Source organism: Enterobacter cloacae complex sp. SHL021 (genome assembly GCF_049237765.1).
GTDB lineage: Bacteria > Pseudomonadota > Gammaproteobacteria > Enterobacterales > Enterobacteriaceae > Enterobacter > Enterobacter cloacae.
Map to the genome: position 1 here is coordinate 141,841 of NZ_JBMKJG010000005.1, position 21,007 is coordinate 162,847.

At 57.1% G+C, this 21,007-nt stretch carries 18 protein-coding genes; 11 read left to right on the top strand and 7 right to left on the bottom strand.

The features are described 5' to 3' along the window. From ACOTZF_RS06765 to iolB, 4 genes are read left to right on the top strand one after another with little or no spacing between them, the layout of a single operon-like run. Positions 1–1,134 (top strand): Gfo/Idh/MocA family protein, encoded by a 1,134-nt coding sequence (locus tag ACOTZF_RS06765; protein WP_023620385.1) that lies wholly within the window; start codon positions 1–3, stop codon positions 1,132–1,134. A gap of 12 nt (positions 1,135–1,146) precedes the next feature. After that, positions 1,147–3,051 carry a bifunctional 5-dehydro-2-deoxygluconokinase/5-dehydro-2-deoxyphosphogluconate aldolase gene (locus ACOTZF_RS06770; RefSeq protein WP_058684213.1) on the top strand — a complete coding sequence of 635 codons (1,905 nt, stop codon included), beginning with the start codon at positions 1,147–1,149 and terminating at the stop codon, positions 3,049–3,051. Positions 3,052–3,062: 11 nt separating this feature from the next. Then, on the top strand, positions 3,063–3,953 hold the full coding sequence (gene iolE / locus ACOTZF_RS06775) for a myo-inosose-2 dehydratase (RefSeq protein WP_044789531.1): 891 nt from the start codon (positions 3,063–3,065) through the stop codon (positions 3,951–3,953). A gap of 9 nt (positions 3,954–3,962) precedes the next feature. Beyond that, positions 3,963–4,787, top strand: coding sequence for a 5-deoxy-glucuronate isomerase (iolB, locus tag ACOTZF_RS06780; RefSeq protein WP_129251954.1), 825 nt, complete (start codon positions 3,963–3,965; stop codon positions 4,785–4,787). Between the two features lie 89 nt (positions 4,788–4,876). On the opposite strand, the gene ACOTZF_RS06785 is transcribed toward iolB, so the two are convergent. After that, entirely contained in the window at positions 4,877–5,620 is a 744-nt protein-coding gene (locus ACOTZF_RS06785) for an alpha/beta fold hydrolase (protein WP_013098249.1), read from the bottom strand. A gap of 11 nt (positions 5,621–5,631) precedes the next feature. Then, complete coding sequence (locus tag ACOTZF_RS06790; protein WP_013098248.1) at positions 5,632–6,093, bottom strand: DUF6130 family protein; 462 nt, start codon at positions 6,091–6,093, stop codon at positions 5,632–5,634. A 212-nt stretch (positions 6,094–6,305) separates the two neighbouring features. Here ACOTZF_RS06790 and ACOTZF_RS06795 point away from each other — a divergent pair, with 212 nt between their 5' ends. After that, the gene (locus ACOTZF_RS06795) at positions 6,306–7,031 is read left to right on the top strand and encodes an SDR family oxidoreductase (protein WP_080314660.1); all 726 of its coding nucleotides are present in this window, start codon (positions 6,306–6,308) and stop codon (positions 7,029–7,031) included. 30 nt (positions 7,032–7,061) lie between these two features. On the opposite strand, the gene ACOTZF_RS06800 is transcribed toward ACOTZF_RS06795, so the two are convergent. Beyond that, a complete protein-coding gene (locus tag ACOTZF_RS06800) occupies positions 7,062–7,232 on the bottom strand; it encodes a YfgG family protein (protein WP_038420351.1) in 171 nt (56 codons plus the stop codon). Positions 7,233–7,601: 369 nt separating this feature from the next. Between ACOTZF_RS06800 and ACOTZF_RS06805 the strand changes: the two genes are divergently transcribed. Next, positions 7,602–9,842 (top strand): EAL domain-containing protein, encoded by a 2,241-nt coding sequence (locus ACOTZF_RS06805; RefSeq protein WP_129317968.1) that lies wholly within the window; start codon positions 7,602–7,604, stop codon positions 9,840–9,842. A 4-nt stretch (positions 9,843–9,846) separates the two neighbouring features. On the opposite strand, the gene ppx is transcribed toward ACOTZF_RS06805, so the two are convergent. The 4 genes from ppx to purM form a co-directional block, all read right to left on the bottom strand. Then, positions 9,847–11,385 carry an exopolyphosphatase gene (ppx, locus tag ACOTZF_RS06810; RefSeq protein WP_020689986.1) on the bottom strand — a complete coding sequence of 513 codons (1,539 nt, stop codon included), beginning with the start codon at positions 11,383–11,385 and terminating at the stop codon, positions 9,847–9,849. A gap of 3 nt (positions 11,386–11,388) precedes the next feature. Further along, the gene (gene ppk1, locus ACOTZF_RS06815; RefSeq protein ID WP_013098243.1) at positions 11,389–13,449 is read right to left on the bottom strand and encodes a polyphosphate kinase 1; all 2,061 of its coding nucleotides are present in this window, start codon (positions 13,447–13,449) and stop codon (positions 11,389–11,391) included. A 206-nt stretch (positions 13,450–13,655) separates the two neighbouring features. After that, a complete protein-coding gene (purN, locus tag ACOTZF_RS06820) occupies positions 13,656–14,297 on the bottom strand; it encodes a phosphoribosylglycinamide formyltransferase (protein WP_129251950.1) in 642 nt (213 codons plus the stop codon). Then, on the bottom strand, positions 14,294–15,331 hold the full coding sequence (gene purM / locus ACOTZF_RS06825; RefSeq protein WP_013098241.1) for a phosphoribosylformylglycinamidine cyclo-ligase: 1,038 nt from the start codon (positions 15,329–15,331) through the stop codon (positions 14,294–14,296). The genes purN and purM overlap by 4 nt, the downstream gene beginning before the upstream one ends. 247 nt (positions 15,332–15,578) lie before the next feature. Here purM and bglK point away from each other — a divergent pair, with 247 nt between their 5' ends. From bglK to ACOTZF_RS06850, 5 genes are all read left to right on the top strand, one after another. Then, entirely contained in the window at positions 15,579–16,472 is an 894-nt protein-coding gene (bglK, locus tag ACOTZF_RS06830) for a beta-glucoside kinase BglK (RefSeq protein ID WP_013098240.1), read from the top strand. A gap of 10 nt (positions 16,473–16,482) precedes the next feature. After that, on the top strand, positions 16,483–17,913 hold the full coding sequence (locus tag ACOTZF_RS06835; protein WP_129251948.1) for a 6-phospho-beta-glucosidase: 1,431 nt from the start codon (positions 16,483–16,485) through the stop codon (positions 17,911–17,913). A gap of 227 nt (positions 17,914–18,140) precedes the next feature. Then, complete coding sequence (upp, locus tag ACOTZF_RS06840) at positions 18,141–18,767, top strand: uracil phosphoribosyltransferase (RefSeq protein ID WP_003860560.1); 627 nt, start codon at positions 18,141–18,143, stop codon at positions 18,765–18,767. Positions 18,768–18,853: 86 nt separating this feature from the next. Beyond that, positions 18,854–20,143 (top strand): uracil permease, encoded by a 1,290-nt coding sequence (uraA, locus tag ACOTZF_RS06845; RefSeq protein WP_013098238.1) that lies wholly within the window; start codon positions 18,854–18,856, stop codon positions 20,141–20,143. A gap of 95 nt (positions 20,144–20,238) precedes the next feature. Continuing rightward, on the top strand, positions 20,239–20,940 hold the full coding sequence (locus tag ACOTZF_RS06850; RefSeq protein ID WP_211944493.1) for a DnaA inactivator Hda: 702 nt from the start codon (positions 20,239–20,241) through the stop codon (positions 20,938–20,940). The last annotated feature ends 67 nt before the right edge of the window (positions 20,941–21,007 follow it).

Sequence of the window (21,007 nt, forward strand, 5' to 3'; positions counted from 1 at the left end):
ATGAAAGAGGTTCGTATTGGATTAATTGGCACCGGGTATATCGGCAAGGCGCATGCCATCGCCTATGCCCAGGCCCCGACGGTGTTCAACCTGCGCGGCAAGCTGGTGCGTGAGATGGTGGCCGAGGTAAACCCGACGCTGGCGGCAGAGCGCGCGCAGGCGTTTGGCTTTAACCGTTCAACGGGAGACTGGCGGGCGCTGGTGGCCGACCCGGCCATTGATGTAGTGGATATTTGCTCGCCCAACCATCTGCATAAAGAGATGGCGCTGGAGGCGATCCGCCACGGCAAGCACGTTTACTCGGAAAAACCGCTGGCGCTGAACGCTCACGACGCGCGTGAGATGGTCGAGGCCGCGAAGCGGGCAGGGGTGAAAACCCTGGTGGGCTTCAACTACATGAAAAACCCGACGGCGCAGCTGGCGAAAGAGATTATCGCCCGCGGCGAAATAGGCGAGGTGATCCACTTCTACGGCACCCACAACGAAGACTACATGGCCGACCCGCTTTCGCCCATTCACTGGCACTGCTTCAAAGAGACTGCCGGGCTGGGGGCGCTGGGCGATCTGGCGGCGCATATCGTCAATATGGCGCAGTACCTGGTGGGGGAGATTGAGCAGGTTTGCGGCGACCTGAAGATTGTGGTCCCGGAACGTCCGGCGAAGGCCGGGTCGTCGGAGATGATTGCCGTCGAAAACGAGGATCAGGCCCACGCGATGGTACGTTTCGCGGGCGGGGCGCAGGGTGTGATTGAAACCTCCCGCGTCGCCTGCGGCCGCAAGATGGGGTTGTCATATGTGATCACCGGAACGAAAGGCGCCATCAGCTTCACTCAGGAGCGCATGGCCGAGCTGAAGCTCTATCTGCATGACGATCCGGTCAACCGTCAGGGATTCCGCACGCTGCTGGTTGGCCCGGCACACCCGGACTACGGCGCGTTCTGTATGGGTGCAGGCCACGGTATTGGCTTTAACGATCAAAAAACGGTGGAAGTACGTGACCTGGTGGATGGCATTGCCGCCGACGCACCGATGTGGCCGGACTTTGAAGAGGGGTGGAAGGTCTCGCGCGTGCTGGACGCCATCGCACTCTCACACCAGCAAGGCCGCTGGCTGAACGTGAATGACATTGTCTGAAGGGGTATCAACGTGGAAAAGCAGTTTGATGTGATATGCATGGGCCGCGTGGCGGTAGACCTCTACAGTCAGCAGATTGGTGCGCGGCTGGAGGATGTGTCGAGCTTTGCCAAATATCTCGGCGGCTCGTCCGGCAACGTGGCGTACGGCACGGCGCGGCAGGGGTTGCGTTCGTCGATGCTGGCGCGCGTGGGCGACGAGCATATGGGCCGATTCCTGCGCGAAGAGCTAAATCAGGTGGGCTGTGATACCAGCCATCTGATCACCGATAAAACACGCCTCACGGCGCTGGTGCTACTCGGCATTAAAGACCGGGACACCTTTCCTCTGATTTTTTATCGCGATAACTGCGCGGATATGGCTATTACGGCCAGCGATGTGGACGAAAACTACATCGCTTCCGCACGGTGTCTTGCCATCACCGGGACTCACCTTTCTCATCCGCAGACCCGCGAGGCGGTGCTGACGGCGCTGGGCTACGCCCGTCGTCACGGCGTGCGCACGGTGCTGGACATTGATTACCGCCCGGTGCTGTGGGGGCTGACCTCCTTAGGCGACGGCGAAACGCGCTTTATCGCGGCCGATCAGGTCACCCGTGAACTTCAGGAAGTGCTGCACCTCTTCGACGTTATTGTCGGCACCGAGGAGGAGTTCCACATTGCGGGCGGCAGCACGGACACCCTGCTGGCGCTGGCGCAGGTGCGTGCCGTGAGTCAGGCCACGCTGGTCTGCAAACGCGGCGCGCTTGGCTGTTCGGTCTATACCGGTGCCATTCCGGCCCGTCTGGATGACGGCCTGACGGTGACCGGCGTGCGCGTGGAGGTGCTGAACGTCCTCGGCGCGGGCGATGCCTTTATGTCTGGCCTGCTGCGCGGCTACCTGAACGACGAGGGCTGGGAGCAGGCGTGCCGCTATGCCAACGCCTGCGGCGCGCTGGTGGTCTCGCGCCACGGCTGCGCCCCGGCGATGCCGAGCAAAATTGAGCTGGATGACTATCTCGCGCGCGCCGCGCTCGTTCCACGCCCGGATCTCGACCCGCGTCTGAACCATCTGCACCGGGTCACCACCCGTCGCCGCGAATGGCCGGAATTGTGCGTAATGGCGTTCGATCACCGCAGCCAGCTTGAAGATATGGCGCTGCAGTGCGGGGCGTCGCTCAAACGTATTCCGGCGCTCAAGCAGCTGATCCTGCAGGCCAGCCGCGAGGCGGCGAGCCGTGCCGGGCTGGCAGGCAAAGCGGGCCTGCTGTGTGACGGTACGTTTGGTCAGGACGCGCTCAACGCCATTACCGGTGAAGGGTGGTGGATCGGGCGGCCCATTGAGCTGCCGGGCTCCCGTCCGCTGGAGATGGAGCACGGTAACATCGGCACCCAGCTTATCAGCTGGCCGCAGGAGCATGTGGTGAAGTGCCTGGTCTTTTTCCACCCGGAAGATGCCCACGGCCTGCGCCTGGAGCAGGAGCAGAAAATTGCCGAGGTCTACCACGCCTGCTGCCAGTCCGGGCATGAGCTGCTGCTGGAGGTGATATTGCCCGCCAGCATGCCGCGCAGCGATGAACTTTATCTGCGTGCCATCTCCCGCTTCTACAACCTGGGTATTTACCCGGACTGGTGGAAATTGCCGCCGCTGACGTCCGATGGCTGGACGGCACTGAGCGAGATTATCCAGCGTCGGGATCCGCACTGCCGTGGGGTGGTGATCCTCGGGCTGGATGCGCCTGCCGAGCAGCTGCGTGCCGGGTTTAACGCCGCGGCAGGGCACGAACTGGTGAAAGGATTTGCCGTGGGGCGCACGCTGTTTGGCGAAGCTTCCCGCGCATGGCTGAAACACGATATCGACGATGCGCAGCTGGTGGCGCGCATCCGGGACAATTACCTGCAGCTTATCGCCTGGTGGCGCGAGCGCGGACACGCATAATGGAGACGACAATGAGTGTGCAATTAGGCATTAACCCCCTGACGTGGACTAACGACGATCTGCCTTCCCTTGGTGCCGAAACGCCGCTGGAGACCTGTCTGAGCGAGGGGAAAGAGGCCGGTTTTGCCGGTTTCGAACTGGGCAACAAATTCCCGCGTGAAGCGCGCCTGCTTGGCCCTATTTTGCAGCGCCACGATCTGCAGCTGGTCTCTGGCTGGTACTCCGGCCGCCTGCTGGAGCGCAGCGTGGAAGAGGAGATTGCCGCCGTGCAGTCCCACCTGACGCTGCTGCGTGAGCTGGGGGCAAAGGTGCTGGTATTTGCGGAGGTGAGCGGCTGCATTCACGGCGAGCAGCAGACGCCGGTGCATCTGCGCCCGCGCTTCCCGCAGGCACGCTGGAAAGAGTATGGTGAGAAGCTCACGGAATTTGCCCGCTACACTCAGCAGCAGGGGGTGCAGATTGCCTATCACCACCATATGGGGACGGTGATTGAGTCCGCCGACGACGTGGACAACCTGATGACCCATACCGGCGAAGAGGTCGGGTTGCTGCTGGACACCGGTCACCTGACCTTTGCCGGGGCCGACCCGCTGACGGTGGCGCAGCGCTGGGCGTCGCGCATCAACCACGTTCACTGCAAAGACGTGCGTGCCGACGTGCTGGCGGATGTCAAAAACCGCAAAACCAGCTTCCTCGATGCGGTGCTGAGCGGTGTATTTACCGTGCCGGGCGACGGCTGCGTGGATTATCCGCCGATCATGCAACTGCTGAAAGCGCAGAATTATCACGGCTGGCTGGTGGTGGAGGCGGAGCAGGATCCTGCGATTGCCCATCCGCTGACCTATGCCCGTCTGGGGTATAACAACCTGAGCCGTCTGGCGCGCGACGCCGGGCTTATCTGAGGAGGTGACATGTCACGTCTGCTATCACGCTGGCAACAGCCGAACGATGAAGGGCGGACCCAGTCCGTCACGCCGGAACGCGCCGGGTGGGGATATGTTGGCTTTGAGGCCTATGAGTTGCAGGAGGGGCAGCAGTTGACGCTACCCGCCGTCAGCGAAGAGCGCTGTCTGGTGCTGGTGGCCGGGCGCGCCTCCATCAGCACGCCTTCCGCGCAGTTTAACGATATTGGCGAGCGGATGAGCCCGTTCGAGCGCATCAAGCCGTGGGCGGTGTACGTTACCCCGCAGGAGACGGTGCAGGTGAAGGCGCTCACGAAGCTGGAACTGGCGGTTTGTGCCGCTCCGGGTAAAGGTAGCTGGCCGACGCGGCTGATTGCACCGCAGGATATCGACGCTGAAGCGCGCGGCAAAGGCCATAACCAGCGCTATGTGCACAACATTCTGCCGGAAGACAAACCGGCTGACAGCCTGCTGGTGGTGGAGGTCTGGACCAACGAAGGCTGCACCAGCTCGTACCCGAGCCATAAGCACGACACGGATACTCCACCCCAGGAGACGTATCTGGAGGAGACCTATTACCATCGCCTCAACCCGGAGCAGGGGTTCTGCATGCAGCGGGTCTACACTGACGACAGAACGCTGGATGAATGCATGGCGGTCTACAACCGTGACGTGGTGATGGTGCCGAAGGGCTACCACCCGGTGGCAACCCTGGCGGGGTATGACAGCTACTACCTCAACGTGATGGCCGGGCCGGTGCGCAAATGGATGTTCACGTGGGAAGAGGACCACGCGTGGATTAACCGGGATTACCCCGCAGAGAGTGGGGGCTGAAGCGGCCTTTCTTGTCGGGTGGCGCTGCGCTGACCCGACCTACGAAACCGTAGGCTCGCACAAGCACAGCGCCGCTGGTCGAACTGTCTTCAGTGCATCTGCCTCGCCTGCTCAATCGTGCGGGCAATGGCTTCCGGCTGGCTCACCATCGACACGTGGCTTGCCGCGACCTCGGTGGTGTTCGCGTGGATGGCCTTCGCCATCGCGCGTTCAAGCTCAGGATTGATCATCCGGTCGTTCTTGCTTACCACATACCAGCTCGGCTTCGCGTGCCACGCCGCGCGAGTGACCTTTTCGCCAAACGCATCGCCCTTTATTGGCCCCTGTGTGGCGGCGATGATCTGTTGTTCACCCGGTTTCACATCCGGTGCGAAGTCCTTACTGACCGACGCAGGCGGCAGGTATAAAAAGCCGTCCGCGGTTTTTGCGATACCGGCGCTCCCCGGTGGCGCCGGGTAGCTATTAGCCAGCTCTGCCGTTGACTGACCGGCGTCCGGCGCGAACGCCGCCACATACACCAGCGATTTCACCCGCGCATCGTTGCCGGCCTCGCTAATCACGGTGCCGCCCCAGGAGTGACCTACCAGTACCACGTCCCCGTGTGCGCGAGCGATGGCACGCCGGGTGGCTGCTACGTCATCTTTTAGTGAGGTCAGCGGCAGCTGGACGGCTATTACCTCGGTGTGGCGTTTCTGCAAAAGGGAAATCACCTTGTTCCAGCTGCTACCGTCGGCAAATGCGCCATGCACCAGCACCACGCTGGTTTCACTCTGCGCAAAGGCGCTGGCCGACATCGCCAGCAGACCCGCCGTCAGTATCGATAATGTTTTCATCTTCAGGCTCCTCAGAAATGGTGGACCGGCGCATGCGGCGGCACGGTGAATTCAAGGGTTTTATGGTCGAGAGGCTTATGTGTCGGGTCGGCCAGGATAATGGTCACCTTGTGTTTTCCGGCGGGCAGTCCCACCAGAATCACCGGCTCACCGCTGGTGTCCGCCCAGTGCCAGGGTGCGTCATCCACCACAACGTGAATATGGCCGATGCGCGGAGTGACTTTCAGCGCGTCGGGCCCAAAGACAGGTTCAATGCGCAGGTTTTCAACACGGTACTGAATAAAGACGGCACCCTTACTCAGCGGGCCTGCCAGCGGCGGATCGACAATCAGCCTGGCGGGTGGCTGGGGCTGCTCAAGCGGGGCAACGGCAGCCGGACCGTTGACGTCGGCGGCGCTGAGGCCGCTCAGGGGCGCGGCGCAGACGGAAGACGTCAGCGCGAGTAAAGGAAGCAACAGATGCTGGCGAATCATTTTGGTCTCTCCTCGTGGGGTCATGTCACGAGAGACAGCAGACCATTTTTATGTATCGCGTCTGTTTGCTGATGCGGGATTTTTGTATCGATGCGTAAGCCAGATGAGGGAGATACAGTGCGATACATTTCCCCCGGGCATGACGAGAAGTTTGCTGGCATGGTGTCTTCAGGCGCATCCATCGGATGCGGAGATTTCCCGGAGAAAACATCATGAATAGTGAAAAAGTTGCGTTGATTTTCGGCGGCGCACGTGGAATTGGTGCGGCTATAGCGGCACGGCTGGCGAAGGAAGGATATCGCGTTGCCGTGACATGGGTATCACGTCCGGACCGGGCTAATGCACTGGTCTCATCCATTACTGATGCGGGCGGGGTGGCGCTGGCGATTAACGCTGATAGCGCAGATGCAACTGCAATTCAGGCTGCGGTTGATGCCACGATCAACCATTACGGCAGGCTGGATGTTGCCGTAGTGAACGCAGGCGTACTGCGGCTGGGCATGCTTGAGGATTATTCAGTGGACGATCTGGATGCCACGCTGTCGGTGAACGTGCGCGGCGTTTTCCTCTCTGTGCAGGCGGCAGTTAAACGAATGAGGGAAGGGGGAAGGGTGATCACCATTGGCAGCAATACCGCTGTGCGAACCGGGCATGCGGGTAGTAGCGTTTATGCGATGAGTAAAGCTGCGGTGGCAGCCATGGTGCAAAACCTGGCGCTGGATCTGGCTCCGAAGCGGATCACAATTAACAATATCCAGCCCGGCCCCATCGCCACGGATATGACGGCCGGAATGGCGGAGCAGATCACTGCACATATCCCTTTAAAACGCATTGGGCAGCCTGAGGAGATCGCATCACTTGCCGCATGGCTTGCTGGAGAAGAGTCTGGATATATGACAGGCGCGAGCCTGACGATTGACGGTGGATTCGTGCTTTAACTGCAGGGGCAGGGAAGCCCGACATTCTGACTAGCGCACGGGTGCGTCGACCACCAGACCCGTTTGCTGCGACTGGAGTTTGTCCTGATGGTGATACCAGGCACCAATGGAGGAATAAACGAAGCGGCCAAAGAAAAACAGGAAGCTGATTAGCAATATGATGCGGGTCATTCGAGTGTTAAATCGATGTCGTTTTCGCATACGTGTGGCCTGACTCACTGTGTTTTTCCTGGACATACCCTTTTGGGCGACGCGGATATTAAGGCACAGCGGGAAGGGTGGGTCAATTCTGCGATGTGTAAATAACCGTCAACATATACATTAACCGATGTTATTAAAAATAATAATTGCATTTACGATATTGATAACACGAAGAAAATTAACCGGAAAAAAACAGAAGAAAGGAAATTTTGAATTAAATAGTTTGATTTAAGTCAACGGATTCCCCTCAGTGGTATTTAAAATCCCTCCTCCATACTGTTTGCCCCGGGTGTTAGCGGGCAGCACGTACGTCAGGTCGGATGCCTGTCTTCATTTTCCCTCAGGAGAAAGGGGTTTAACCGGGCATCTATGAACACTATTGCTTTCCTGAAACAGAATAAAGACCGCTGGTGGGCGCTGCCGCTTATTTTACCGGTGGTGTTGCTGCCTGTACTGAGCGTGGCCAATACCCTGACGCAACTGGGCGACGGCATTGTGGCACTCTATTATCTGCCGCTCTTTTTCCTGCTCACCTTAATGCTGTTTTTCGGCGTTGGGGCTATTCCCGGAATAGTGCTGTCGCTGTTTATTCGCTATTACCCGCAAGTTGGGCTGTTTGAAACCGTTGCCGGGATCTTCCATTTTATTATTCCCTTAGTGCTGAGTTGGGGCGGTTATCGCGTCTTTGCCCCCAGACGCAATATGACGGCTTACGGCGATATACGGCTGATGGCGCAGCGCATTTTCTGGCAGGTGTTATGTCCGGCAACGCTGTTTCTGGTGCTGTTTCAGTTTGCGGTTTATCTGGGCGTGTATGAGAGTCGCCAGAGCCTGGCGGGGCTGAACCCGCTTAATATTCACACGCTGATCAACTATCAGGCGCTGCTGGTCAGCGGCTTAACGGGCGTACCGCTGAGTTACCTGATAATCCGGCTGATTCGCCATCCGCGTTATTTCAGGACATTGATTTCTCAGAGCCGCGCGCAGATCGATAAAAAGGTGACGCTCATCGAGTTTTTGGTCTGGTTGATCATACTGGGCGGGCTGCTGCTGTTGCTGCTGATACCAATGAATGAGAACAGCTCTATCTTCACCACTAACTACACGCTGTCGCTCCTGATGCCGGTGATGCTCTGGGGCGCGATGCGCTTTGGTTACAGGCTGACATCCCTCATCTGGACGCCGGTCCTGCTGGTCTCTATTCACTATTTTTACCGTTATATCCCTGTGAATCAGGGCTACGACATTCAACTGGCGATCACCTCTTCCAGCTACCTGGTCTTCTCGTTTGTGGTGGTCTATATGTCGATGCTGTCGACCCGCCAGCGTGCCGTGAATAAGCGCTCCCGCAGGCTGGCGCTCCTCGACCCGGTTGTCCATATGCCTAACCTGCGGGCGTTGTTACGCGATCTGGCCCGGAACCCGTGGTCGGCGCTCTGTTTACTGCGTATTCCTGAACTGGAAGTGCTGGGCCGAAATTATGGCGTGCTGCTGCGAATTTTGTACAAACAGCAACTGGCACAGTGGGTTAATGGCACACTCCAACCCAATGAGCGGGTGTATCACCTTACCGGGTATGATCTGGCGGTGCGACTCAACGCGGAATCGCACCAGCAGCGAATCGAGACCCTGGATGAGCATATCAAACAGTTCCGTTTTATCTGGGATGGCATGCCGCTTCAGCCGCAGGTGGGCATGAGTTACTGCTATGTGCGCTCACCCGTGAACCATCTCTATCTGGTGCTGGGGGGGTTAGGGGTTATTGCCGATCTTTCGCTCTCAACCAACCACCCGGAAAACCTTCAGCAGCGTGGTGCTGTCCATCTGCAGCGCAGCCTGAAGGATAAAATCGCGATGATGAGCCGCCTGCAAAAGGCGCTCGACAACAACGAATTCACCCTGCTGGCGCAGCCCGTTCGCGGCCTGCGTGGCGATCGCTATCATGAAGTGCTGCTGCGGATGCCGGATGCGGATGGCGCGTTACTTACTCCCGATCGGTTCCTGCCCGTCGCACAGGAGTTTGGCCTGTCGTCGCGGGTCGATTTGTGGGTGCTGGAGCGCACGCTGCGTTTCCTGGCCGAACACCGTGACAGGCTGCCCGGCCAGCGCTTTGCCATTAATCTTGCGCCCTCAACCGTTTGTCGGGTGCAGTTCCCGCTGGAGGTGAGCCGTCTGCTGAATAAATACGCCGTGGAGGCGTGGCAGTTGATCTTCGAGGTGACCGAGTGCAGTACCTTCGGCAGCGCGGAGCAGGCGATGCATACCCTCCGGCAGCTACAAAAAATGGGCGTACGCATTGCGATAGATGATTTTGGTACCGGCTATGCAAGCTATGCGCGGCTGAAAAGCGTGGACGCAGACATCCTCAAGATTGACGGCAGCTTTATTCGCAATATCGTCAGCAACAGCCTGGATTACCAGATTGTGGCCTCTATTTGCCATTTAGCGCGAATGAAAAAGATGCTGGTGGTTGCGGAATATGTGGAGACTGAAGAGATACGTAGCGCGGTTCACGCGCTCGGTATCGACTATGTGCAGGGCTATCTGATAGGTCGGCCGGAGGCGCTTGAGTCACTGCTGGAGGCAGAGGCGTCCGTAGCGGACGCCTGAGCCGTTACGCCGCGACGTCGGCGCTCTCTTCTTCGATTTTGAGCATCCAGCCGGTGACCGCTTCCCAGTACTGCTGCTCTTTTTCCAGATCCAGCAGAACCAGCGCATTCTGGCTAAACCAGTCGTGCGGGAAGCTCAGCGTCCAGTGATGGTCATCCGTTTTGAGTTTCAGCGTGGGCGGCGTGGTGGTGGCCTGACGCTGGTTATTCAGCAGCACGCCCAGACGCAGCAATTGAATCATCGGCAGGAACTGCTTTTTCTTGAACAGCGTGAAGCGCGGCAGATCGTCGAGCTTAATGGCTTTGCGATGATAGCGCACCAGCGTCGCCATCATGGTTTGCTGCTCCTGGTTGAAGCCCGGCAAATCGCTGTTTTGCAGAATGTAGGCGGAATGACGGTGCATGCCGCTGTGGTTGATGTTCAGGCCCACTTCGTGCAGCATCGCGGCCCATTTCAGCAGGGCGGCAAGCTGCGGATGGGCAAGCTTCGGATTCTGCTCCTGCCACTGATCGTACATCTGTACGGTCGTTTCCAGCACCCGCTTCGCCTGTTCGCGGTCGATGTTGTACTGGTTTGCCAGGCTTTGCGCGGTGCGGCTGCGAATATCCTGATGGCGGAAGCGGCCTTCCATCTCATACAGCACGCCTTCACGCAGCGCGCCGTCAGAGAGACGCAGCTCCTTAATGGCCAGCGCATCGAATACGCCGCACAGGATAGCCAGCCCCGGTACAAACACCGCTTTACGCTCGTCGGAAAGACCCGGCAGGCTTAACGCGTCGAAACTTTTATGTTTCAGCACCTCTTCGGTCAGCAACGTCAGGCGTTCGGGGGTGATAAAACCGTCTTTTTCACCCATCGCCAGCAGCACTTCATGGGCCGCTTTGATGGTGCCCGAGGCCCCCAGCGCGACGTTCCAGCCCTGGATACGGTACTGCCAGGCCAGATTTTCCAGCTTCTGAACGGCGGCCATGCGCGCCCGCTGGAAGTTTTCCCGCGAGATCGCACCGCCCGGGAAATACATCTGCGCAAAACTGACGCAGCCCATACGGCGGCTTTCCACCAGACGCGGTTCAAAGTCTTCACCAATGACCAGCTCTGTGGAGCCGCCGCCGATATCAATCACCAGCTTGCGGCCTTTTTCCGGCTGCGTGTGCTCAACGCCCATAAAAATCAGACGCGCCTCTTCGTTACCGGAGATGATCTCAATCGGGTAGGGGATCACTTTTTCCGCACGCTTGAGGAATTCAGGGGCATTCAGCGCCTGGCGCAGGGTATGCGTTCCCACAATGCAGACACTGGAGGGTGAGAAGCCCTGCAGGCGTTCAGCAAACAGCGACAGGCAGTTCAGGCCGCGCTCCATCGCCTCTTCGCTGAGCATGCTGCGTTCATCAAGACCATCTGCCAGGTGTACGCGCTGCTTCAGACGACCGATGATCTGCAGCGCGCCATCCACCTCACGGGCGATGACCATGTGGAAACTGTTAGAACCAAGGTCGACCGCGGCGAATTCCTGTGGTCGTGGGGTCTTATCATTTATCGGCATAGGTTAATCGGGTTGCTCGAGTGATTTGATATAGTCGTAAATCGCCAGTTGCGACCGCACTTTACGGCGGTTGCCGCGCGGTACATAGCGGTTACTGAGTTCTTTGTCGATATAGCGCGCTTTCACCGTGTCGCTAAACAGAATCTCGATAATGTCGAGAATACGCTGTTTCAGGCGCGGATCCAGCAGCGGCGCTGCGACTTCAATGCGATAATCAATATTGCGCGTCATCCAGTCTGCCGAAGAGAGATAGACCTGTTTATCTCCCGCATTATCGAAAATATAGACCCGATCGTGCTCCAGGTAGCGGTCGACAATGCTGATGACGCGAATATTATCGCTGATGCCTTCCAGTTCCGGGATGAGGGAGCACATGCCGCGGATCAGCAGGTTAACCGGAACGCCGGAGCTGGACGCCGCATAGAGTCTGTCCACGAGACCTTTGTCGACCAGATTGTTGAGCTTCAGCGTGATGCCGGACGACAAGCCTTTCTGGGCGTTGGCAATTTCTTTGTCGATCATATCGTACAGCAGGCGGCGCGAGTTCTGCGGTGACACCAGCAGATAATCGAAGCTCACCGGGCGGTACGGGTTCTCAATAAAGTTGAACACCCGGCGCACCTCGTTGGTGATGCGCGCGTCGGCGGTCAGCAGCGAGTAGTCGGTATAAATTCGTGCGGTTTTCTCGTTAAAGTTCCCGGTACCGATGTGGGCATAGCGCACCACGTCGTCACCCTCTTTACGGGAAATAAGGAACAGCTTGGCGTGAATTTTCAGCCCCGGGGCGGAGAATATAACGTGTACACCTGCTTCCGTCAGACGGCGCGCCCAGTGGATATTGGCCTCTTCGTCGAAACGTGCCTGCAGCTCAACCACCACGGTTACTTTTTTGCCGTTGTGCGCGGCGTGGATCATCGCGTCGATGATGCGGGAGTCTTTCGCCACGCGGTAAATATTGATTTTGATTGCCAGCACGCTCGGGTCAAAGGAGGCCTGACGCAGCAGCTCCAGCACGTGTTCAAACGTGTGATACGGATAGTAGAGCAGGACGTCGCGTTCGCGGATGGCATCGAAACCGTTACGGAACTTATCGAACCAAAGATGACGCAGACGCGGCAGTGGTTTATTCACCAGATTGGCTTTGCCGACGTTCGGGAAGCCAATAAAGTCTTTAAAGTTATGGTAACGACCGCCCGGCACGATGGAGTCATAGCGCGAGATAGTCAGCTTGTCGCGCAGCATTTCCACCATCGCGTCTGGCATATCACGCTGATAGACAAAGCGCACCGGTTCGGCCGTCAGACGCTGCTTGAGGCTGGAGGACATCAGTTCCATCAGGCTGGCTTCCATCTCGTGCACCAGGTCATATTCGGCGTCACGGGTCATCTTCATCGAGTAGGCGTTTAACGCGTCGTAATCGAAGAAGCCTTTGAAGATATCGTCCAGACAGTAGCGCAGGATGTTATCCAGCAGGATCATCGGTTTGCGTCTGCGCGGGGTTTCCGGCGGCAGGTTCACAAAACGTGGCACCTTGTCGGACGGGATCTCCAGCAGCGCGTAACGGATGGATTCACCGCGAATAATTTCCACCGCCAGGTAGGTGTAGTCATCTTTCAGGAACTGCACCAGATCGGTTTCGCGGTTGATCAGAATAGGGGTGATGTGCTGGCGCAGATACTGTTTAAAGTAGTGGCGCAGCCAGTTTTGTTGGTTAACGGAGAGCTGACGTTCGTTAATCAGGAAGATTTGATTGCGTGCCATCTCCAGCAGCAACTCGTTATAGAGGCCGTCAAATTCCTGATCGGCTTTCAACACGCGGGACTGAATTTTGCCTAACAGATGGCGAGAGTGAGAGTTTAAGCCCTGCTCTTCGCTGATGATGATCCGCCGTTTCAGCTCGGCAAAGCGAACCTTGTAGAACTCATCAAGGTTGTTGGAATAAATGCCCAAAAAACGCATGCGCTCAATAAGCGGGTTGCTTTTGTCCGCCGCTTCCTGGAGTACGCGTTCGTTGAATGCTAACCAGCTTAGCTCTTTCTCGATATATAACTTTTCCTGACCCATTACAGCTCACACTCCAGTTCAATCACAGGACGTGGTAAATCCGTCTCGTCCTTATTATGGCGAGCATTTCCACGATATGTCCAACAGTGCCAGAAAAGTATGACAGTTATTTTTTTGTTGGAGATTTTAGAAGGTTGGAGAAGGGAATATCGGGTAATGCGCTTTGTTGGTCGGGTAAGCGCTGCTGCGCCACCCGACAGAACAGACTACTCTTCGGCCGCGTAACCCTGCGGGGGCAGTTTCACGCCATCCAGCCAGGCAGCCCCGTCGCGCATCGCCAGACGCCCGTCGACAAACCAGCTGACCACCAGTGGATAAATGGCATGTTCCTGGCTCTGCACCCGTTCGGTGATGTCGTCTTCGGTGTCGCCGTCAAAGACCGGGACTTTCGCCTGCAGGATCACCGGTCCGCCGTCCAGCTCATCGGTCACGAAATGCACCGAGGTCCCGTGCTCTTCATCGCCGTTTTCCAGCACCTGACGATGGGTGTGCAGGCCGGGATATTTCGGCAGAAGCGAAGGGTGGATATTCAGCAGGCGCCCGGTATAGTGTCCGACAAACGCCGGGCTCAGGATGCGCATATACCCCGCCAGCACCACAACGTCCGGCGCGTAGGCATCAATCTCCTGAACCAGCTCGCGGTCAAAGGCTTCACGGCCGGCGAACTGACTGGCCTCCAGCGCGTGCGCGGGAATGTTTGCTTCCCGGGCGCGCTCAAGGCCGAACGCGTCGGCCTTGTTGCTGAATACTGCCCGAATGGTGCCATTGATTTTCTTCTGTTTGCAGGCGTCAATGATGGCCTGCAAATTGCTTCCGTTGCCGGAAATGAGCACCACGATGTTTTTCATTCAATGACCACACGCTGTTCGGAATCGGAAGCTTTGATAATACCGATTTTCCACGCGTTTTCACCTTTGTCCGTCAGCAGCTTAACGGCTTTATCCGCTTCGCTCGCTGGCAGGGCGATCACCATACCTACGCCACAGTTAAAGGTGCGGTACATTTCGTGAGAACTCACGTTGCCCGCGGTTTGCAGCCAGTTAAAGACAGCTGGCCACTGCCAGGACGATTCGTCGATTACTGCCTGGGTGTTGTCCGGCAGTACGCGCGGAATGTTTTCCCAGAAGCCGCCACCGGTCAGGTGGGCAATGGCGTGAACGTCAACGTTCTCAATCAGCTCCAGCACGTTTTTCACGTAGATGCGGGTCGGTGCCAGCAGATGGTCAGCCAGAGGTTTACCTTCAAGTTCGGTGGTTTGTGGGTCGCAACCGCTTACTTCGAGGATTTTACGCACCAGCGAGTAGCCGTTAGAGTGCGGGCCGCTGGAGGCCAGCGCAATCAGCACATCACCATCAGCCACTTTACTGCCGTCGATAATTTCTGATTTTTCTACCACACCCACGCAGAAGCCTGCGACGTCATAATCTTCGCCGTGATACATGCCAGGCATTTCTGCGGTTTCACCGCCAACCAGCGCGCAGCCAGACTGCAGACAGCCTTCGGCAATACCGTTGATCACGCTGGCTGCGGTATCCACATCCAGTTTGCCTGTCGCGTAATAGTCGAGGAAGAACAGCGGCTCAGCGCCTTGTACCACCAGGTCGTTTACACACATCGCGACCAGATCGATACCGATCGTGTCGTGACGTTTTAAATCCATCGCCAGGCGCAGTTTTGTGCCTACACCGTCAGTACCCGAGACCAGAACAGGTTCACGATATTTTTGCGGCAGCGCGCACAGTGCGCCGAAGCCACCCAGACCACCCATCACTTCAGGGCGGCGGGTTTTTTTCACCACACCTTTGATTCGGTCAACCAGCGCATTACCTGCGTCAATATCAACACCGGCATCTTTGTAGCTGAGAGAAGTTTTGTTGGTCACGGCTCAAGTCCCCACGCGATTGCATAGCTAGTAAGAAAAATCGGCGCAATTCTAACAGTCCAGGCAAACGTTTGCGAGCCTATTCTCGGCGCGAGGATCTTTTTTTCTGCTCCACCCCCGGCGGCGCGCAAACTTGACTCCGTTCACGAAAATGAAACCGGTTTCGGCGATCTGCTTGCATGCGGTTTAGGGAATGAACATCATGAAATGAAACCGGTTTCAGTTTCATTTAGGAGGAATGAAGGCCATGAACATCGCCGCATTTGATATCGGTGGCACCGCGTTAAAAATGGGCATCGCGACAGCGCAGGGAGAGCTACTGCAAACGGATAAGGCCGCCATCAGGAACAGCGACGGTGACGCCATTCTTGCGCAGATGCTGAACTGGGTAACGGCCCATCCCGGGCTTAAGGGGATCGCCATCAGCGCGCCGGGGTATGTTAATCCGCATACCGGCTTTATTGAGATGGGCGGGGCCATTCGCCGCTTCGACCAGTTCGCAATGAAAGGCTGGCTTGAGGCGAAAACGGGTTTACCGGTTACCGTCGAGAATGACGCTAACTGCGTGCTGCTGGCGGAGCGCTGGCAGGGCAAGGCGAAAGATATCGATAACTTTCTGGTACTGACCATCGGCACCGGGATCGGCGGAGCAATTTTCTGCAACGGCAGGCTGGTTCACGGGGCGCGTTTTCGCGCCGGAGAGTTCGGCTACATGCTCACGGAAAGGGCAGACTCAAGACGTGTTGCCCGCCACTCCATGAATGAAAACTGTACGTTACGCACGCTTCGCAAGCGCTATGCCGACTTTCACGGTCTGACGCTTGAGAGCGTCACCGGCGAGGCCATTTTTGATGGCTATGACGCAGGCGACACCGTATGCCGCCGCCTGGTGGATGATTTTCTTAACGGCATTGCGACAGGGCTCTACAACCTGGCGAATGTGTTCGACCCGCAGACCATCTTCATTGGCGGCGGTATCGCGGAGCGGCCCGGGTTTATGGATCTGCTTCGCACCCATCTTGCGTGGTTTGGCATCGCGGATATCGCCGATGTCGTCAGCCACGGCAACCGGGCCGGTCTTGTCGGCGCGGTTTACCACTTCAGACAGCAGTATCCGTCAGCAATCAGCAACATCGAATGAGGGAAAGAGTATGTCAGGATTTAAAGAAGGTTTTCTGTGGGGCGGCGCGGTGGCCGCGCACCAGTTGGAAGGTGGCTGGAAAGAGGGCGGTAAAGGCGTAAGCGTCGCCGATGTTATGACCGCTGGCGCCCACGGCGTGCCGCGTGAAATCACCGACGGCGTGCTGCCAGGAAAAAACTACCCGAACCACGAAGCCATCGATTTTTACCATCGCTATAAAGAAGACATCAAACTCTTTGCGGAGATGGGGTTCAAATGCTTCCGTACCTCCATTGCCTGGACGCGTATTTTCCCGAAAGGGGATGAGCTGGAGCCGAACGAAGCGGGCCTTCAATTCTACGATGACCTTTTCAATGAATGCCTCAAATACGGCATCGAACCGGTTATCACCCTGTCGCATTTTGAGATGCCGTATCATCTGGTCACCGAGTACGGCGGCTGGCGCAACCGTAAGCTGATCGACTTCTTTGTCCGCTTCGCAAAAGCGGTCTTCCAGCGCTATCAGCATAAGGTGAAGTACTGGATGACCTTTAACGAGATCAACAACCAGGCTAACTTCCACGAAGATTTTGCGCCGTTTACCAACTCCGGGCTGAAGTATGCGCCGGGTGAAGACCGTGAGCCGGTGATGTTCCAGGCCGCGCACTATGAGCTGGTGGCCAGCGCGCTGGCGGTAAAAGCCGGGCGCGAGATTAATCCTTCCCTGCAGATCGGCTGCATGATTGCCATGTGCCCCATTTATCCGCTGACCTGTGCGCCTGACGACATCATGATGGCGATGAACGCGATGCATCGTCGCTACTGGTTCACCGACGTTCATGTGCGTGGCAAGTATCCGCAGCATCTACTTAACTACTTTGCGCGTCGTGGTTTCACGCTGGACATTACCGAAGAAGACAAAGCGGCGCTGACGCAGGGCTGCGTGGATTACATCGGCTTTAGCTATTACATGTCCTTCACCACCAAAGCGACGGCGGATAACCCGGAACTGGATTACGATGAAAGCAAGAGCCTTGTCTCCAACCCGTACGTGCAGAAATCTGACTGGGGTTGGCAGATTGACCCGGTTGGCCTGCGCTACTCCCTGAACTGGTTCTGGGATCACTACCAGCTGCCGCTGTTCATCGTTGAGAACGGCTTCGGCGCGATTGACGTGCAGGAGAGCGACGGCACGGTGAACGACCAGTACCGCATTGATTATCTCTCGGCGCACATCCGCGAGATGAAAAAAGCGGTGGTGGAAGATGGCGTGGATCTGATGGGCTACACCCCGTGGGGCTGTATCGATCTCGTTTCTGCCGGCACCGGCGAGATGAAGAAACGCTACGGGTTTATCTTTGTTGATAAAGACAACGAAGGGAACGGCACGCTGAACCGCAGCAAGAAAAAGTCGTTTGACTGGTATAAGCAGGTGATTGCGAGCAACGGCGACAACCTGTAATTGTCGGGTGGCGCTTACGCTTACCCGACCTACACTACACGTAGGCCCGCGTAAGCGCAGCGCCATCGGGCAGAACCCCGCACCCAAGCCGGAGTCTCGCCTCCGGTTTTTTTGTCTCTAAATCACTTTGCTTGATATACGTCAAGCAAGATGGGTATGGCCTAATCCGAAAAAAGCGGTATAATCCCGCGATTTTTTTGCGGACGCCACCTCAGAGGAGAAAGAGAATGAAGATTGTGGAAGTGAAACACCCACTCGTTAAACACAAGTTGGGCCTGATGCGTGAGCATGACATCAGCACGAAGCGTTTTCGCGAACTGGCATCTGAAGTCGGCAGCCTGCTGACCTACGAAGCGACCTCTGACCTCGAAACGGAAAAAGTGACCATCGAAGGCTGGAACGGCCCGGTGCAGGTTGAGCAGATCAAAGGTAAGAAAATTACCGTGGTGCCAATCCTGCGTGCTGGTCTTGGCATGATGGAAGGCGTGCTGGAGCACGTACCGAGCGCGCGTATCAGCGTGGTGGGGATCTACCGTAATGAAGAAACCCTGGAGCCGGTTCCGTACTTCCAGAAGCTGGTGTCTAACATCGACGAGCGTATGGCGCTGGTGGTTGACCCGATGCTGGCGACCGGCGGCTCAATGATTGCCACCATCGACCTGCTGAAAAAAGCAGGCTGCAGCAGCATCAAAGTGCTGGTGCTGGTTGCGGCACCGGAAGGGATCGCGGCGCTGGAAAAAGCACACCCGGATGTGGAGCTGTACACCGCGTCTGTCGACCAGGGGCTCAACGAGCACGGGTACATCATCCCGGGGCTGGGCGATGCCGGCGATAAGATCTTTGGTACGAAATAATCGAATAACGATAAATAAGCCGACTTTGAAAGTCGGCTTTTTTTTGAATAAAACATACATAACTAACCATCTCAGAGGAAAACACTATGACGCGCCGTGCTATCGGGGTGAGTGAAAGACCGCCGCTTTTACAGACTATCCCGCTTAGTTTGCAGCACCTGTTCGCTATGTTTGGCGCAACCGTGCTGGTGCCAATCCTGTTTCACATTAACCCGGCTACCGTGCTGTTGTTCAATGGTATCGGGACGCTGCTGTACCTCTTTATCTGTAAAGGCAAAATCCCGGCGTATCTGGGGTCGAGCTTTGCCTTTATCTCGCCGGTGTTGCTGCTGCTGCCCCTGGGGTATGAAGTGGCGCTGGGCGGCTTTATCATGTGCGGCGTGCTGTTCTGCCTTGTCTCTTTCATTGTGAAGAAGGCCGGTACCGGCTGGCTGGACGTGATGTTCCCACCGGCGGCGATGGGGGCCATCGTTGCCGTTATCGGTCTGGAGCTGGCAGGCGTGGCGGCGAATATGGCTGGCCTGCTGCCTGCTGATGGGCAGTCGCCGGACTCTAAAACCATCATCATCTCACTGGTGACGCTGGGCGTGACGGTATTTGGCTCCGTGCTGTTCCGCGGTTTTATGGCGATTATCCCGATCCTGATCGGCGTGCTGGCGGGTTATGCACTCTCCTTCGTGATGGGTGTTGTCGATACCACGCCAATTGCTCAGGCGCACTGGTTTGCCCTGCCAACCTTCTATACGCCACGCTTTGAATGGTTTGCTATCTTCACTATTCTGCCTGCCGCGCTGGTGGTTATTGCTGAACACGTTGGCCACCTTGTGGTGACGGCGAACATCGTTAAACGTGACCTGATCCGCGACCCGGGTCTGCACCGTTCGATGTTTGCAAACGGCTTCTCGACGATCATCTCCGGTTTCTTTGGTTCCACGCCAAACACCACCTACGGTGAGAATATTGGCGTCATGGCGATCACTCGCGTTTACAGTACCTGGGTTATCGGCGGTGCGGCAATCATCGCAATCCTGCTCTCCTGCGTGGGTAAACTGGCGGCAGCGATCCAGATCATCCCGGTTCCGGTGATGGGCGGCGTGTCTCTGCTGCTGTACGGCGTAATTGGCGCATCCGGTATTCGCGTGCTGATTGAGTCCAAAGTGGACTACAGCAAAGCGCAGAACCTGATCCTGACTTCCGTTATCCTGATCATCGGCGTGAGCGGCGCGAAGGTACACATCGGCGCGGCCGAGCTGAAAGGCATGGCGCTGGCGACCATCGTTGGTGTGGGCCTGAGCCTGATTTTCAAGCTGATTTCCGTGATCCGCCCTGAAGAGGTGGTGCTGGACGCTGACGAAAGCGAAAAAGCGTCACACTGATCGTAAAACCGGGTGGACGATCCGCCCGGTTCTCTCCTGGCTGGTTCCGTGCTAAACTCCGTTCCGATTTTATGTAAGATCTGGTTGAGGTACTTCTGAACGGACCGGCACAGCTCTCTCTGCCACTCTATCTCCCTGACGACGAAACTTTCGCGAGTTTCTGGCCGGGTGATAACCCCTCTTTACTGGCTGCACTGCAGAACGTGCTGCGCCAGGATCACAGCGGATACATTTATATCTGGTCACGCGAAGGCGCGGGACGCAGCCACCTGTTGCATGCCGCCTGTGCTGAGCTTTCAGCGCGGGGGGATGCGGTAGGCTATGTACCGCTGGATAAACGTACCTGGTTTGTGCCTGACGTGCTGGAGGGAATGGAACATCTCTCCCTGGTCTGCATCGATAATATCGAATGCGTGGCGGGGGATGAGCCGTGGGAAATGGCGATCTTTAACCTCTATAACCGTATCCTGGAGTCGGGCAAAACCCGGCTGCTGATCACCGGCGATCGTCCGCCGCGCCAGCTGAATCTGGGGCTGCCGGATCTGGCCTCCCGACTCGACTGGGGGCAAATCTACAAACTGCAACCGCTGTCAGATGAAGACAAACTCCAGGCGCTTCAGCTGCGCGCCAGACTGCGCGGATTTGAACTGCCGGAAGACGTAGGGCGCTTCCTGCTCAAGCGTCTGGATCGCGAGATGCGCACGCTGTTTGATACGCTCGATCAGCTCGATCGTGCCTCCATTACCGCCCAGCGCAAGCTCACCATTCCGTTTGTGAAAGATATTCTGAAGCTTTGAGTTTTTTTGCCCGGTGGCGCTGCGCTTACCGGACCTACGGGATCGAGTAGGCCGGGTAAGGCGTAGC